Here is a 15,712-nt window from a genome sequence, read left to right on the forward strand (position 1 = left end):
CGTCGTCGAGGTTGCGCTCGATGAGGGCGGCGATCTTCTCCACGGCGTCGGCGTCGTCGGAGGTGACGGTGACCTGGTCGCCGTGCTCGGCGCCGAGGGCCATGATCATCAGGGAGCTGGCGGCGTCGGCGGGCTCGTCATCGTCGTCGCCGTCGACGAGCTCGATGAGGATCTCCTCGTCGTACTCCGCCGCTGCATCGGCGATGAGGGTGGCGGGGCGGGCGTGCAGGCCGACGGTGGAGCCGACGGTGACGGTCTTGGAGGCCATTGGGAATGGTCCTTTCTGTCGAGCGGATTACGTGGAAGCCGTTGGTGAACGATTTTACGCGGATGCGGCGGCCGCGGCGGGGGCGTCCGCGGGATCGGCGCTCGCCGAGTCGACGGCGGTCTTGCGGGGCCACAGCTGCTTGGCCGCGGTGACCGCAATCGCGCCGACGATGGCGCCGATGATGATTGCGACGAACCAGCCGAGGACGTTGTCGATGGCGAAGAAGACGAACACGCCGCCGTGCGGTGCGCGGGACGCGGCGCCGAAGGCCATGGACAGTGCGCCGGTGACCGCGCCGCCGGCCATCATCGAGGGGATGACGCGCAGCGGGTCGGCTGCGGCGAAGGGGATGGCGCCTTCGGAGATGAACGATGCGCCGAGCAGCCAGCCGGCCTTGCCGTTTTCGCGTTCGGCCTGCGTGTACAGCGACGGGCGCAGCGCGGAGGACAGCGCCATGGCCAGCGGCGGCACCATGCCGGCGCCCATGACGGCGGCCATGACCTGCAGGGAGGCTTCGTCGCCGGTGGACAGGCCGGCGGTGGCGAACAGGTAGGCGGCCTTGTTGATCGGCCCGCCCATGTCGGAGCACATCATCAGGCCGACGATGATGCCCAGCAGGATCGCGGAGTTGCCGGACATGCCGCCGAGCCAGTCGGTCAGGGCGTTCATCAGGGAGGTCAGCGGTCGGCCGAGGAAGAGGAACATGATCAGGCCGACGCCCATGGAGGCGACGAGTGGCACGACGACCACGGGCATGAGCGACGCGAGCCAGCGGGGCACGCTCAGGGAGGTCAGCCACAGTGCGATGAGGCCGGCGAGGATGCCAGTGACCAGGCCGCCGAGGAATCCGGCGCCGATGGCCACGGAGATGGCGCCGCCGATGAAGCCCGGCGCGATGCCGGGGCGTCCGGCCAGGCCGAAGGCGATGAAGGCCGACAGGATGGCGACGATGGCGCTCATGCCGAAGTTGCCCGTGGCGAAGAGGATGGCGCCGAGGTAGAGCATGAGGCCGGAGCGGTCGACGACGGTGGCGGTGCCGTCGTCCATGGTGATTTCGTTGCCCGGCAGGTTCCAGGGGGTGTAGGCCTGCGAGACGCGGTCGGCGACGTCGGCGACTTCGTAGCCGCCGAACAGGAAGCCGAGGGCGAGCAGCAGGCCGCCGGCGGCGACGAAGGGGATCATGTAGCTGACGCCGGTCATGACGGCTTGCTGGATGCGCTTGCCCCAGCTCAGGGAGGAACCACCCGGGCTTGACGACGAGTCGGCGTCGTCGGCGCCGGCCGTGCCGGACACCCGCTTGGCGTCGGGGTTGCCGGCGGCGGCGATGGCCTCGTCGATCATCGCGGTCGGTTCGTTGATGGCCCGTTTGACGCCGGATTCGATGACGGGCTTGCCTGCGAATCGGGCGCGGTCCTTGACGCCGACGTCGGTGGCGAAGATGACGGCGTCGGCGGCGGCGATGGTCTCGGCCGGCAGCGGCTTCACCGCCGAGGAGCCCTGGGTTTCGACGGTGACCTCGACGTCGTCGCGGTCGTCGGCGGCCTGCGTCAGCGAGTCGGCGGCCATGTAGGTGTGGGCGATGCCGGTGGGGCACGCGGTGATGGCGACGATGCGGGTCACCGACTTCGTCGGCTCGGTCGGAGCCGGTTCCGGCTTCTTCGCCGCGGCGGTCGGCTCGGATGCGGTCTTCTGGGCGGTGCCGGCGATGCGGGCGTCGACGACGTCGACGATCTCCTCCGGCGTGGCCGCACCGCGCAGGGCGGCGCGGAAATCCTTCTTGACCAGCCCGCGGGCCAGCTTGGACAGGATTTTCAGGTGGGCCTTGCCGCCGCCTGCGGGAGCGGCGATGAGGAAGACCAGATCGGCGGGGCCGTCGGGGCCCTGGAAATCGACCGGCTTCGACAGGCGGGCGAAGGCCAGCGTCGGCTCGGCGACGGACTCGGAACGGCAGTGGGGGATGGCCACGCCGCCGGGGACGCCGGTGCCGGACTTGGCTTCGCGCTCCAGGGCGTCGGCGGCCAGTTCATCGGCGTCGGCGGCGCGGCCGGCGGTGGTGACCAGCGCCGCCAGATGCCGGATGACGGCTTCCGGGGCATCGCCCGGGGCGACGTCGAGGTCGACGAGCTCCGGAAGGATGACCTGGGGTGACATTGGGAACTCCTTTTCGAAGCGTGGGAAGGGGGGCGGCGGGTGCCTAGACTTCCCGGACGACGACGGCGCCGGGGTTCGTTTGATCGGGGCGGGGGATGGTGGTGCCGGGCAAGGCGGTGGCGGCCGAACCGTAGGCGACCGCCTGGGCCAGGGCACCGGCCGCGTCGAGCCCGTCTTCGCGGGCGAGCAGGTAACCGGCCAGGGAGCTGTCCCCGGCGCCGACCGTCGACAGCGGAACGATCGGGGGAGGGGTCGCGGCGAGGGCCGGGCCGTCGTCAAGCACGAGAACCGCGCCGGCCGCACCCAAGGTGACCAGCACTTCGCCGACTCCGGCGGCGTTGAGCTTCCGTCCGGCGGCGACGACCGGGGCCAGATCGCCGGCGGCGGCGCGGCGCTCCAACTCGGCGCCGTCGATCCCGGCGAGCTGGCCCAGCTCCAGGCCGTTGGGCTTCATGACCTCGGGCGCGGCGGCCGGGAAGGCCTCGCCCAGGGCGATCAGCGGCGCATCGGAGGTGTCGACGGCGATTCCGGCGTCCGGGTTGGCCTCTCGGACGCGGCGCACGCACGTGGCCCAGAAATCAACCGGGGCACCCGGCGGCAGCGAACCGGCGAGCACCACCCAGGACGCCTGCGGCGCATGGTGAGCCAGACGGTCGAGCATCCGCAGCGCATCGGCGTCGGCCAGGTGCGCGCCCGGGGTGTTGAGCTTCGTGGTGGTGCCGTCGTCTTCGACGATGGTGAGGTTCACGCGGGCTTCGTCGGGAAGATCGATGACCTCGTGGGGGATGTCGGTCTGCGCCATCAGCCGGGAAAAGAGCCCGGACTTCGCGGCCGGGTACAGCGCCAGCGTGTCGTGTCCGGCGTTGCGCACGGCGGCCGAGACGTTGATGCCCTTGCCGCCGGGCACGTCCGACTGCATGGACAGGCGGTAGACCCCGCCGCGTTCGAGCCGGCCCTTGACGGTGGTGGTGCGGTCGATGGAGGGATTGGCGGTGAGGGTGAGGATCATTGTGCGATCATCACCGTGACATCGTGATCGCGCAGGTCGTCGATGAAGCCCTGCGGGGCCGACGGGTCGGTGATGACGACGTCGATGTCGTCGAGAGCGGCGAAGCTGACCAGGAAGTCCCGGCCGAGCTTCGTCGAGTCGCACATCACCACCACCTTGCGGGCGTTGGTGATCATGGCGCGCTTGACCGCGGCTTCCTGCGGGTCGGCCGTGGATAGCCCGTGGTCGATGGTCAGGGCGTTGGAGCCGATGAACGCGACGTCGGCGCGCATGAGCGCCAGCGTCCGCAGCGCGGTGTCGCCGACGACGGCCTGGGTGATCGCGCGGACCTGGCCGCCGAGCAACTGCAGCTCGATGTACGGCGCACCCGCCAGTGTCAGGGCGCTGGGCAGGGAATTGGTGACCACCGACCAGTGGCGCTCCTCGGGGAAGGCCGCCATGAGTTCGGCGAGCGCCTCGGTGGTGGTGCCGGCGTCGAGGAAGATGCCGCCGCCGGAGGAGGGCAGGAAGTCGATGGCCGCGCGGGCGATGGAGCGCTTGGCGTCCTTCTGGGCCTTCTTGCGGGCGTCCACGCTGACCTCGATGGTCTGGAACGACTTCGCGGCGACGGCGCCGCCGTGGACGCGGTGCACGGCGCCCTCGGCGTCGAGCTGCGAGAGGTCGCGGCGGATGGTTTCCGCGGTGACGTCGAAGTGGTGCGCGAGGTCGGAGACCGTCACCCTGCCTTCCACGGCCGTCAATGAAGCGATTTTGCGCCTGCGTTCTTCTGCGTACACGTCGTCTCCTGTGTCGAGCCGGCGTCGCCGCCGGGTGATGCCCGACCGTGGAAGGCGTATGCCCGATTTCGGAACGGGGCTTGGGTGAGCTTCATCTGCGTTGGCCTGGCGTTTGCCGTGGTGGGCGCCTTCCAGGTGAACAGTTTTTGCTACTTACGATTGTGCCCGAATGTGTGGGAAAGTCAAGTCTTATTTGGGTTTCAATGTGGGATGTTTCGCGTAGTATTCGGGGTGAGAGATTCCCGTTCGGTCCCCGCGCCGATTCGGGCCCCGCGTGGGCCGCGGACGGGGCCGGTCGGGTGAAACGAACCACGCCGTCCCGAGGAGAGATCATGTCCCCGTCCATGTCTTCGCCCGACTCCGACAACTCGTCCACCTCGTCCGCGCCCGGGTCGGTGTCGCTGCAGGCCACCGCCGTCGTGCCGGGGGTGGGTTACGCGCCGGCGGTGTGGGTGCGACCCCGGCCCGAGCTGCCGCAGGAGGGCGCGGCGATCGTCGGCGGGGACGTCGACGCCGAGATTGAACGGTTCCGGGCGGCGGCGACGGCGGTGTCCGAACGTCTTGCCGCGCGGGCGACGCAGGTGGAGGGCAACGCCTCCGAGGTGTTGTTGGCCACGTCGAAGCTGACGTTGGACCGCGGGTGGCACCGGGCGGCGGTGAAGGAGATCAAGGCGGGCGTCGCGGCGGAGTCGGCGACGGTGTCGGCCATCGAGAAGTTCGTCGAGATGTTCATGGCCGCAGGCGGCGTCATGGCCGAGCGCACGACGGACCTGGAGGACATCCGCGACCGCGTCATCGCCGAGTTGCGCGGTGACGAGGAGCCGGGCCTGCCCGCGGTGTCGGGGGCGTCCGTGTTGCTTGCCGACGACCTGTCTCCCGCCGATACGGCGACGTTGGATCCGGAGCTGTTCGTCGCCATGGTCACCAGTCTCGGCGGGCCGACCTCGCACACGGCGATCATCGCCCGTCAGCTCGGGGTGCCGTGCGCCGTGGCCGCCGGGGCGGGGCTGAATGCGATTGAATCGGGGACGTTGACGCTGGTGGACGGCGCGAAGGGCGTCATCACCGCCAACCCGGACCCGGAGGATGCGCGGGCCGCCGTCGCCGAGGCCGAGCGGATGGCGGAGAAGATCGCCGCGTGGTCGGGCCCCGGCCGCACCGCGGATGGGGAGCATGTCCAGTTGCTGGCCAACGTCGGCGACGGCAACGCGGCGCGCATCGCGGCGGAGGGCGCGGCCGAGGGCATCGGCTTGTTCCGCACCGAGCTGTGCTTCCTGTCGGCCGCCACCGAGCCGACCGTGGAGCATCAGGCGGATATCTACGCCTCGGTGCTCAAGGCGTTCCCGGAGTCGAAGATCGTGTTGCGCACCCTGGACGCGGGGTCCGACAAGCCGCTGGCGTTCGCCAACCTCGATCACGAGGACAATCCGGCGCTGGGCGTGCGGGGCCTGCGCATCTCCCGGTCGAACTCGGGGCTGATGGAGCGTCAGCTCGACGCCATCGCGTTGGCCGCGGAGAAGGCCGGTCGCGGCGAGGATGCGCCCACGTGGGTGATGGCTCCGATGGTGGCGACGCTGGAGGAGGCCGAGTGGTTCGCGGACCTGTGCCGACGACGCGGGCTCACCCCCGGTGCGATGATCGAGATTCCCGCCGCGGCCCTGATGAGCCATGACCTGATGAAGGTGCTCGACTTCGTGTCCATCGGCACCAATGACCTCACCCAGTACGCCATGGCCGCCGACCGGCTGTCGCCGCACCTGGCGTACCTCACCGACCCGTGGCAGCCGGCGGTGCTGCGTCTGATCGACATGACGTGCCGCTCCGGCAAGGACTGCGATACGCCGGTGGGCGTGTGCGGCGAAGCGGCGGCGGATCCGTTGCTGGCGTGCGTGCTCGTGGGGCTCGGCGTGACCTCGTTGTCTGCTGCGGCGACGGCCCTGCCGGGCGTGGGCGCCCAGTTGGCGGAGGTCACCGCCGCCCAGTGCGCGGACGCCGCCCGCGCCGCCCTGGATGCGTCGGATGCCGACGGTGCCCGTGCGGCGGTGCGCGCGGTGCTCGGACTGGAGTAGCGCGAACGGGGGACGCGCACGCGAAAAAGAACCGGGACCCGAGCTCATGCTCGGGCCCCGGAGGAACTAGAGGAAGAACTAGAGGCGGCGCAGGACGCTGACGACGCGACCGAGGATGGTGACGCCTGCGTCGACGGGGATCGGCTCGAAGGCGTCGTTGTGGGGGAGCAGCCACGTGCCGGAGCGATCCTCGTGCCACTCCTTCACCGTGGCCTCGCTGTCGGCGTCGCCGTCGATCATCGCGGCGATGAAGTCGCCGTTGTTCGCCGTCTGCTGGGACTTCACGACCACCCAGTCGCCGTCGAGGATGCCCGCGTCGACCATGGACTCGCCGACGACGCGGAGCATGTACAGATCACCGGACTCGACGAGCTCGGCGGGCAGCGCCATGTGCTCGTCGATGTTCTGCTCGGCCAGGATCGGGTTGCCGGCGGCGATCTGGCCGACGATGGGCACGTAGGTGGGGGCGGTCGCACCCTCCGGGACATTGGGGACGTCGGCCGACTTCGGCTTCGGGCCCGGCTTCCCGGCGTGCGTGTCCAGCTGCTGCTTCAGATCGCGGACGTCGACGGCACGGGGCTTGTGGGGATCGCGGCGCAGCGCCCCCTTCTTCTCCAGCTCCTTGAGCTGGTAGGCCACCGACGACGTCGAGTTCAAGCCGACCGCGTCGCCGATTTCGCGGATGCTCGGCGGGTAGCCGCGAAGCGACACCGCATCCTGGATGACTTCGAGGATGCGCCTCTGGCGATCCGTCAACTGGGTCTTGTTCGACTGCTTCTTCTCGGCCATGTGTCCACTCCCACTGGTTCAGGTCGTGCTCGATCGCGTCGTGCTCGGTGTCGTCGTGTCGGGGGCGTCGTGTTCGGCGTCCGTCGCGCCGGTCATTCCCGCCCGCCGTTCGAACACGACCCTACACCAAAACCACCCGTTGTGGCACAACTGTTCGAAGTTTTCGCCCCCACCTCTGGACGCGCTCCCGTGGCGGTGCTATAAATCGAACGCAGGAACGGAGTCGAACATCCGTGCGGCACGTTCGAAAGGGATTATCCGCGTCGTTTCTTACGATGCCCGCAGATTGCCGGATGGAAGGAGCCAACCGATGACCGCCTTTATCGAAGATTACCGCATCGACACCCTGACCAGGGGAGAAGAGCAGCTTTGCGACGGGGTGCCCGCGTGGGTTCAGCAGCGTCCGGCAGCGGCGTCGGCCCGTGTCGGCACGTCCGTTCGCCGGTCCGCAGCTTCCGGCGATGTTCGACGTCGTGGTGGCTCGGATCGAACGGGGGTCCGCACGTCCCGTGGCCCGTCGAACGGCCGTCCGGGTGGCGTTCCGGGGGCTTCTCGGCGTCCGAACACAGGGCGAACGTCACCGGTGCCCGCACCCGGACACGGTGTTTCGAACATCGGCCACGTTCGGGGTAGCCGTTCGGTCGTCCGGGGTCCGGTGCAGGGAGTGCGCCGCAACGCCACGTCCATGGCCATCGTCGCGGGCATCGGCGCCGTGTTCGGTCTCATGCTCCACTTTTCCGGCCTGGGGGCGCCCATGCCGGACACTCCGCCCACTCCGACGTACGTCGGGGCGTCGAGCACGGCTGCGGAACCCGTGGCAGGCGGGGTCGCGAAGTAGGGGCTCGCCACAGAGGGGGTACCACGGAGGGGGCACCACGGAGTGGGGGACGAGTAAATGGGGTTGGCCGTACAGGAGGGTGCACGCCGTATGCTCGGAAGCGTGCATTGCCAGTTTTGCCACCATGATCAAACGAAGGTCATCGACTCGCGTCTCATCGACGACGGCATGACCATCCGCCGCCGGCGGGAGTGTTTGTCGTGCGGTAAACGATTCACCACGCTGGAACGCTCCCAGCTCGTCGTCGTCAAGCGTGACGGGGTCGTGGAGGACTTCAGCCGTGACAAGGTCATCCGCGGCGTGCGGCGGGCATGCCAGGGCCGTGACGTGCCGGAAGCATCGTTGAAGTTGCTCGCCCAACAAGTCGAGGAAACGCTGCGCTCGAAGGGCACGCCGCGCGTCAATTCCAACGACATCGGCCTGGCCATCCTCGAACCGCTGCGAGATCTCGACGAAGTCGGCTACCTGCGGTTTGCGTCGGTGTACAAGTCCTTCAGCTCCGCCCAGGACTTCGAAAACGAAATCCGGTCGCTGCGCGAACGCGACGCGTAGCACCTACCGCAACTTGTCGATGGCCTTCTTCGCCCTCTGCGGCGACACCGTGCGGGCCGTACCCAGACGCTGGGCGAACAAACTGACGCGCAGCTCCTGAATCATCCACCCGATGTCGCGGACGGCAGCCGACTTTCGGCGACCCTCCGGCAACGCAGCCAGGCGCTTCTCCAGATACTCCTTGACCTTGGTGACCTCGTCCTCCAATTCCGCATCACGGTCGGGATCGAGGGCCATGTCGGCCAGACGAATCTCCATCGCCTCCAGGTACCGGGACAGATGACGCAGATTCGCCCACCCGTGACGGGCGACCGCACCCTTGGGCAGCATGAACGCAAGCTGCGACCGCATGTCGTCGATCGCCGGGCCATCCCACTCGTCCAACTGCGACACCACCCGGTGATACACCGGAAGCATCTTCGCGATGCCCACGACGAGCTGACGAACCTGCCCCGCCACCTGCGGCTTCACCGTGTCGCGCAGCGTCGCGTACTCGGCGGGATCGCGGACCGGACCGCCGGCGTCGATCATCCGGTCGCGCACGACGGTGACCCGGCAGTCCTCGACGAGGCCCTCCGCCCCGCCATGCGGCCACGCGTCGACGGCGACCCGCTGCTGCAAGGGCAGCCCCTTGACCATCGCGGTGGTCTGCACGGTGCATTCGCGCAGCAGCATCGTCAGCGTCGCCGTCATCAGCGACGCCTTCGCCTGCGCCTCCGTCGGCACGACCTTCACCGCGACGCCGTCCTTGGTGGCCACCAGCGTCGGGTAGGCGGTGACCTTCTGGCCGTCGACGGTGTTCTCCACGGTCTCCGGCACGGCGCCGAGGTTGTCGGCGGTCCACTCCTTCACCGCCGCATGCTGGGACGAACCGGCCGCCTTCGCCACGGCCGTGGTCACCTGGCCGGCGCGCCGCTTCTGCAAGGCCAGCAAATCCCGGTCCTGGTCGGTGACGTCGCCGCGCCGGTCGACGGTGGCGAAGTTGAACCGAAGGTGCGGCGGCAACTTGGTCACGTCGAAGTCGTCGGCGTTGATGCCCGTGCCGCCCAACTGGCGCAGCGCATCGGCCAGCGACTCCCGCAGCGGCCGCGCGTACGGGGTCATCGACGCCAGGGCGCGTGCCGCGAAGTCGGGGGCGGGCACGACGGAGCGTCGCAAGGCCTTGGGCAGGGTGCGGATCAGCGATTCCACCAGCTCCTGCCGCAGTCCGGCCACGAGCCAGTCGAATCCCTCGTCGCGCAGGCCGGCCAGCAGCGGCACGGGCACGTGGAGGGTGACGCCGTCGTCGTCGGCCCCGGGTTCGAAGCGGTAGGACAGTTGGAAGTCGAGGCTGCCCTGCTGCCACAGGTCGGGGAACGCGGCGGCGTCGACGTCGTGGGAATCCGGGTTGACCAGCGCGTTCGGGTCGAAGTCGAGCAGGTGCGGGTCGGATTGGGACGTCTTCTTCCACCACCGGTCGAAGTTGGCGGCCGTGGTGGCGTTGTGCGGGATCTTCGCGTCGTAGAAGGCGTACAGGGTGTCGTCGTCGACGACGATGCCGCGGCGGCGGGCCTTGTCCTCGATGCGGGCGGCGTCTTCGAGTTTGGCGCGGTTGTCGGCGAAAAACTTGTGGTGGGTGGTCCACTCGCCGTCGACGAGGGCGTGGCGGATGAACATTTCGCGCGCGGCGGCCGGGTCGACGCGGTGGTAGGGCACGGCGCGGTCGACGACGACGGGCACGCCGTAGAGCGTCGACTTCTGGTAGGCCATGGCCGCGCCGCGCTTGGTGGACCAGTGCGGTTCGGAGTACTGGTGTTTGAGCAGGTGGGAGGCGAGCTTTTCCACCCACGCCGGTTCGATGCGCGCGGCGTCGCGGGCGAAGGTGCGCGAAGTTTCGACGATTTCGGCGGCCATGACCCACCGCGGCGGCTTCTTCGCCAGCGACGACGACGGGTGCACGAGGAACTTGGTGTTGCGGGTGCCGGTGAATTCCTTGCCTTCGCCTTCGCGCACGCCGATCTGGGACAGCAGGCCGGCCAGCAGCGATTGGTGGATGGCGTCGGGGGAGGGGTCGTTGCCGTCGACGGACCAGTTCCAGCCGAGGTCGGCGACGACTTGGTTGAGCTGGCGAATCAGGTCCTGCCATTCCCGCACGCGCATGTAGTGCAGGAATTCGCGTTGGCACATTTTGCGGAATTGGTTGCCGGACAGTTCGGCGCGCTTTTCCCGCAGGTGTTCCCACAGTTTGAGGTAGGACAGGAAGTCGCTGGTGGTGTCCTTGAATCGCGCGTGGGCCTGGTCGGCTTGGGCTTGCTTTTCCAGGGGGCGTTCGCGCACGTCCTGCAGGCTGAGGGCGGCGACGATGACGGTGACGGGTTTGAGCGCGCCGTTGGCGTTGGCTTCCACCAGCATCCGGGCCAGTCGGGGGTCGACGGGGATGCGCGCCAGTTCGCGGCCGGTCGGCGTCAGGGACAGTGCGTTGTCGGCGCCGTCGCCGTCGCCGTGTGCGTCGCGGGTGCCGGTGCGTTTTTTGCTTGACGACGTCCCGGCGGTGTCTTTGGCAGAGGCCAGTGCCCCGAGTTCGTCGAGAAGTTGCACGCCGTCGCGGATGGCCTTGTGGTCGGGGGCGTCGACGAAGGGGAACGCCGCGACGTCGCCGAGGCCGAGGTTGGCCATCTGGAGGATCACCGACGCGAGGTTGGTGCGCTGGATCTCCGGATCGGTGAATTCCGGGCGGGACAGGAAGTCCTCTTCGGAGTACAAGCGGATGGCGATGCCGTCGGCGACGCGGCCGCAGCGGCCCGAGCGCTGGTTGGCGCTGGCCTGGCTGACCGGTTCGACGGGCAGGCGCTGGACCTTGGTGCGGGTGGAGTACCGGGAAATGCGGGCTGTGCCGGTGTCGACCACGTAGTGGATGCCCGGGACCGTCAGCGACGTTTCGGCGATGTTGGTGGCCAGGACGATGCGTCGTGAAGCATGCGGACCGAAGACCCGGTGCTGCTCCGCATTGGACAGGCGACCGAACAGCGGCAGCACCTCCACGCCGCGCCACTTCTGGCCCTCGATGGCTTCCGCGGCCTCGCGGATCTCGCGCTCGCCGGAGAAGAACACCAGGATGTCGCCGTCGCCTTCCCGCATGAGCTCGCGGCACGCGGCGACGACGCCGTCGATCTGGTCGATGTCGGTGACGCGGGTTTCGGTCTGTCCGTTTTTGCGGGTGACGGTCTCCTCGACGACCAGCGGGCGGTAGCGCACCTCGACGGGGTAGGTGCGGCCCGATACCTCGATGATCGGCGCGGGTTTGCCGTCGGCGTCGGCGAAATGCTCGGCGAAACGCTCCGGGTCGATCGTCGCCGAGGTGATGATGACCTTCAGGTCCGGGCGCTTCGGCAGCAGCCGCTTGAGGTAGCCCAGCAGGAAATCGATGTTGAGGCTGCGCTCGTGGGCCTCGTCGATGATGATCGTGTCGTACTCGAGCAGCAGCCGATCACGCTGGATCTCGGCGAGCAGGATGCCGTCGGTCATGAGTTTGACGCACGTGTCGCGGCCGACCTTGTCGTCGAAACGGATGGCGTAGCCGACGTGGCCGCCGATCTTCTCGCCCAGCTCGTCGGCGATGCGCTCGGCGACGGTGCGGGCCGCCAGACGGCGGGGCTGCGTGTGGCCGATCTTGCCCAGCACGCCGCGGCCGAGGTCGAGCAGGATCTTCGGGATCTGCGTGGTCTTGCCGGAACCGGTTTCGCCGGCGATGACGGTGACCTGGTTGTTTTCGATGGCCTCGGCGATGTCGTCGCGGCGGGCCGACACCGGCAGCGACGCCGGGTAGGTGATCTCCGGGATCGACTCGCGGCGTTCCTCGACGCGCAGGCGAGCCAGCTCGATGTCGTCGGCGATCGCGTGGATCGACGCCGGCGCCGACGCGCGCTTGAGGCGGCGGCGGAAGCTGCGGGCTTCCGCGTGGGGCACCCCGTCCAGGCGCGCGTAAATGGGCCGCTTGTCCACGTGGGGGCGGGAATCGGGGGAGCGGCGGCCGCGTCGCTGACCGCTGCGAGGGGCGCGGCCGGAATTCTCGTTGTGCTCAGACATGGTTGCCAGCAAGGGTAGCCGCTGGCGGCGTTAGCAATCTCACTGGCACGGGCGGGGCCGTGATGCGGGAATGAATGCCATCGTCATTTAAGGTTTTTCTCATGAACTCCGTGTTGATCGCCGTTTTGGTGATGCTCATCCTCGCGATATCGCGCGTCCATGTTGTCCTGGCGCTCTTCATCGGCGCCCTGATCGGCGGTTTGCTCGGCGGCCTCGGTTTCGACGGGACGCTGGTGGCGTTCCAGGAGGGCCTGTCGGGTGGTGCGCGCATCGCGCTGAGTTACGCCTTGTTGGGCGCCTTCGCCATGGCCGTCGCCCAGTCGGGTCTGCCGCAGTTGCTGGCAAACAAGATCGTCGGCACGGTCACCGGCAAGGACCCGGAAGAAAACGCCAAGGCGGTCGGCGTCGTGAAGTGGTCGATGCTCGGCGGTTTCACCCTGATGGCGGTGCTGTCGCAGAACCTCATTCCGGTGCACATCGCGTTCATCCCGTTGATCGTCCCGCCGCTGCTGGTGGCCATGAACAAACTGAAGATCGACCGCCGGGCCGCCGCGTGCGCTCTGACGTTCGGCCTGGTGACCACCTACATGTTCATCCCGCTGGGCTTCGGTTCGATCTTCCTCAACGACATCCTGCTGGGCAACATCGAAAGCGCCGGCCTGGACACCAGCGACATCAACATCCTGCAGGCGATGGGCATCCCCGCCGCCGGCATGTTCACCGGCCTGCTCGTCGCACTGTTCATCAGCTACCGCAAGCCCCGCACCTACGCCGATGAGCCCATCGCCGACACGGGCGCCCGCGGCACCGCCGACGCCGATCGGGGCGAGCTGTTCCCGGCCGGTGCCGCCGATCCGGACGCCGCCGGCGACTACGCCGCCGTGGACACCATCGCGCGTGCGGCAACCGAGCCGATCGAGCGTCGCAAGGTGATCATCGCGGTGGTCGCGATTTTCGCCACCTTCGGCATCCAGGTGTGGATGCAGTCGACCGATTTCGAGGCCGACTCGCTGCTCATCGGCGCGCTGGCGGGTCTGGCGGTGTTCATGATCACCGGTGGCGTCAATTGGCGCGAGGCCGACGACGTGTTCACCGCGGGCATGAAGATGATGGCCCTGATCGGTTTCATCATGATTTCCGCCCAGGGCTTCGCCTCCGTGATGACGGAGACCGGCGACGTCGAGCCGCTGGTCGAGGCCACCGCCGAGATGTTCGCCGGTTCGCAGGCCGCGGCGGCGATCGCGATGCTCATCGTCGGTCTCATCGTCACCATGGGCATTGGTTCGTCGTTCTCGACGCTGCCGATCATCTCGGCGATCTACGTGCCGCTGTGCGCTGCGCTGGGTTTCTCGCCGCTGGCCACCGTCGCCATCATCGGCACCGCCGGTGCGCTGGGTGATGCGGGGTCGCCGGCGTCGGACTCCACGCTGGGCCCGACGGCCGGCCTCAACGCCGACGGACAGCACGACCACATCCGCGACTCGGTCATCCCGACGTTCATCCACTTCAACCTTCCGCTGCTGGCGGCGGGCTGGATTGCGGCGATGGTTCTGTAGGAAATCCGCGGCCGGTGCCCGCGTAGCTAGTACCTGCGCAGGGCTCCGAAGGGATTGCCGTCGTTCAACTCGTCGACGGCCCAGACTTCACCGGAGGTGTGCAGCACGTTGCAGATGGCGTCGTCCAAATCACGGGCGTAGGCGGGCTGGTCGAGTGCCTGCTCGGTCACCATCAGCGTGCCGATGCGCCCAACCTCGGAGGCGTTGACGATGTATTCCGGGTTGGCGGTGGCCAGGCCGGTGCCGATGGCGGCCGCGTAATCGTCGGTAAGCACGCTCGTGTGGCGCTGCACCTCACCGGCGCCCAGGGGCCAGGCCTTTTCGTGGATCTGCTTCGCATCCAGCTCGTCCGGATTGCCCGGTGCAACACCGAGGATGCGCACGTTGTTGATGTGCGTCGACAGCAGACCAAGGTATTCCTGCACCGATGCCAGCACGAGCGGGCGCTTGTCGTTGGAGAAACGCTTTTCCACCGCGCGGCCGGTAACGCGCAGGAACGCCTCGAGAACATTGTCCTCGCCGGTGCCGTGGCCGTGGTACAGGGCGTGCCTGCCGGTCGAACCCTGCGATTGCAGTTCCGGCTCCCGGGTGTACGCGCCGGCGACGTCGTCCTCGGAGGCCGGGATGTCGCCCAAAGGCAATTCCGTGACATGTGCTCGGTCGGCTTCGAACAGGCGAACCTTCGCGCGGCTGATGGCCAAAATGACGAATGGCACCTCACCGGTGACCAGCGGCAGCACGTGGCGGAAATTGAAGCTGTCGCCGACGGTCGCGTCCTTCGGGAAGGAGCGGTCGGTGCGGAAGCGGCGCATGCCATCGGGGGAGGAGAATACGACAAGGCCATCGCCCTGGAACTGCCAGAAGCGCCGGGAGCGGGCGAGCGATTCCACGGGCACGAGAATCGACTCGGCGTCGGCGTCCGGGTAGTTTTCCGCCAACTGCGTGCGGGCGTCGTCGATGAGGTGCCCGAAACGCTTCGAATCGTTCAGGGTCTCGTCGGTCGCGCGGTGCGTCGACATGTGGATGGTCACGCACGGACCAGACCATCCCGCGAGGTCGGCGAGATCGTCATGGCGAAGTGCATCGGAATGACTGATAACTTGCGTGGTAAACATGCTTCGCGTCTACCGATAAATGAAATTCCCCGCCATTACCTTTAATTGCAGTCACCGAGATCCGTTCGTACCAGCGTGGCTTGCGGCACTGCTCGGGGGGATGGGTGACGCGTGGCTGATGAGCCGACGACGGCACCGTGGCAGGCTTCGGAAAACCGGATGATTCGGCACCCGACGTCGTGAAGTCGCTGTCGAGACGTCCGAATGGCATCGAACTCGCCGGTAACGGCACCGCATTCGTCAGCTAGGGCTTCGCCGGCGCCGTGTCGCCGGAAGGGGGCCTGAAAGCCGGTCAGACGGTGTCCTTCGAAAGGGCGATGTGCGGCATGGTCGACGATTCGACGCTGAAATGCCGCGAGTGCGAGGCGGGGTCTCCATCGCCGGATCTAATCGCGTGATCAAGGTGTGCGAGGGGGCTCCACAAGTAATGTGGCCACAACCTCCCGATGTGGAACTACCGATGGTCGTGTCGTCGGGGGTCTGGTTGAATGAGCGCAAACTAGTCGTCATCAACGTCTTTATCT

The 15,712-nt window shown here is 68.1% G+C and carries 11 protein-coding genes; 4 read left to right on the forward strand and 7 right to left on the reverse strand.

The window, feature by feature from the left end:
• The 4 genes from HMPREF3121_RS03495 to HMPREF3121_RS03510 all read right to left on the reverse strand — a co-directional run.
• A partial coding sequence (locus HMPREF3121_RS03495) for an HPr family phosphocarrier protein (protein WP_070519909.1) occupies positions 1 to 268 on the reverse strand: 268 nt, incomplete at its 3' end.
• 54 nt (positions 269 to 322) lie between these two features.
• On the reverse strand, positions 323 to 2,419 hold the full coding sequence (locus HMPREF3121_RS03500) for a PTS fructose transporter subunit IIABC (RefSeq protein WP_070519911.1): 2,097 nt from the start codon (positions 2,417 to 2,419) through the stop codon (positions 323 to 325).
• Between the two features lie 43 nt (positions 2,420 to 2,462).
• On the reverse strand, positions 2,463 to 3,428 hold the full coding sequence (locus HMPREF3121_RS03505; RefSeq protein ID WP_070519913.1) for a 1-phosphofructokinase family hexose kinase: 966 nt from the start codon (positions 3,426 to 3,428) through the stop codon (positions 2,463 to 2,465).
• On the reverse strand, positions 3,425 to 4,204 hold the full coding sequence (locus tag HMPREF3121_RS03510; protein ID WP_070519915.1) for a DeoR/GlpR family DNA-binding transcription regulator: 780 nt from the start codon (positions 4,202 to 4,204) through the stop codon (positions 3,425 to 3,427). The genes HMPREF3121_RS03505 and HMPREF3121_RS03510 overlap by 4 nt, the downstream gene beginning before the upstream one ends.
• Positions 4,205 to 4,548: 344 nt before the next feature.
• On the opposite strand from HMPREF3121_RS03510, the gene ptsP reads away from it, so the two are divergent.
• A complete protein-coding gene (gene ptsP / locus HMPREF3121_RS03515) occupies positions 4,549 to 6,273 on the forward strand; it encodes a phosphoenolpyruvate--protein phosphotransferase (protein WP_070519981.1) in 1,725 nt (574 codons plus the stop codon).
• Positions 6,274 to 6,351: 78 nt separating this feature from the next.
• Here the strand turns inward: ptsP and lexA are convergent, their stop codons facing one another.
• A complete protein-coding gene (lexA, locus tag HMPREF3121_RS03520) occupies positions 6,352 to 7,062 on the reverse strand; it encodes a transcriptional repressor LexA (RefSeq protein WP_070519917.1) in 711 nt (236 codons plus the stop codon).
• Positions 7,063 to 7,717: 655 nt separating this feature from the next.
• Here lexA and HMPREF3121_RS12570 point away from each other — a divergent pair.
• Positions 7,718 to 7,900 carry a hypothetical protein gene (locus tag HMPREF3121_RS12570; RefSeq protein WP_168161361.1) on the forward strand — a complete coding sequence of 61 codons (183 nt, stop codon included), beginning with the start codon at positions 7,718 to 7,720 and terminating at the stop codon, positions 7,898 to 7,900.
• Between the two features lie 102 nt (positions 7,901 to 8,002).
• Positions 8,003 to 8,452 carry a transcriptional regulator NrdR gene (gene nrdR / locus HMPREF3121_RS03525; RefSeq protein ID WP_035121996.1) on the forward strand — a complete coding sequence of 150 codons (450 nt, stop codon included), beginning with the start codon at positions 8,003 to 8,005 and terminating at the stop codon, positions 8,450 to 8,452.
• A gap of 3 nt (positions 8,453 to 8,455) precedes the next feature.
• On the opposite strand, the gene hrpA is transcribed toward nrdR, so the two are convergent.
• Entirely contained in the window at positions 8,456 to 12,517 is a 4,062-nt protein-coding gene (hrpA, locus tag HMPREF3121_RS03530) for an ATP-dependent RNA helicase HrpA (protein WP_083291247.1), read from the reverse strand.
• A gap of 101 nt (positions 12,518 to 12,618) precedes the next feature.
• Here hrpA and HMPREF3121_RS03535 point away from each other — a divergent pair, with 101 nt between their 5' ends.
• A complete protein-coding gene (locus HMPREF3121_RS03535; RefSeq protein ID WP_070519921.1) occupies positions 12,619 to 14,073 on the forward strand; it encodes a Na+/H+ antiporter family protein in 1,455 nt (484 codons plus the stop codon).
• Between the two features lie 26 nt (positions 14,074 to 14,099).
• Here HMPREF3121_RS03535 and HMPREF3121_RS03540 read toward each other — a convergent pair whose 3' ends face one another.
• Positions 14,100 to 15,104, reverse strand: a complete 1,005-nt coding sequence (locus tag HMPREF3121_RS03540) for a baeRF3 domain-containing protein (RefSeq protein WP_083291238.1) — start codon at positions 15,102 to 15,104, stop codon at positions 14,100 to 14,102.
• Between the last annotated feature and the right edge of the window lie 608 nt (positions 15,105 to 15,712).

It is taken from the genome of Corynebacterium sp. HMSC11E11 (assembly GCF_001807025.1).
Lineage (GTDB): Bacteria > Actinomycetota > Actinomycetes > Mycobacteriales > Mycobacteriaceae > Corynebacterium > Corynebacterium freneyi.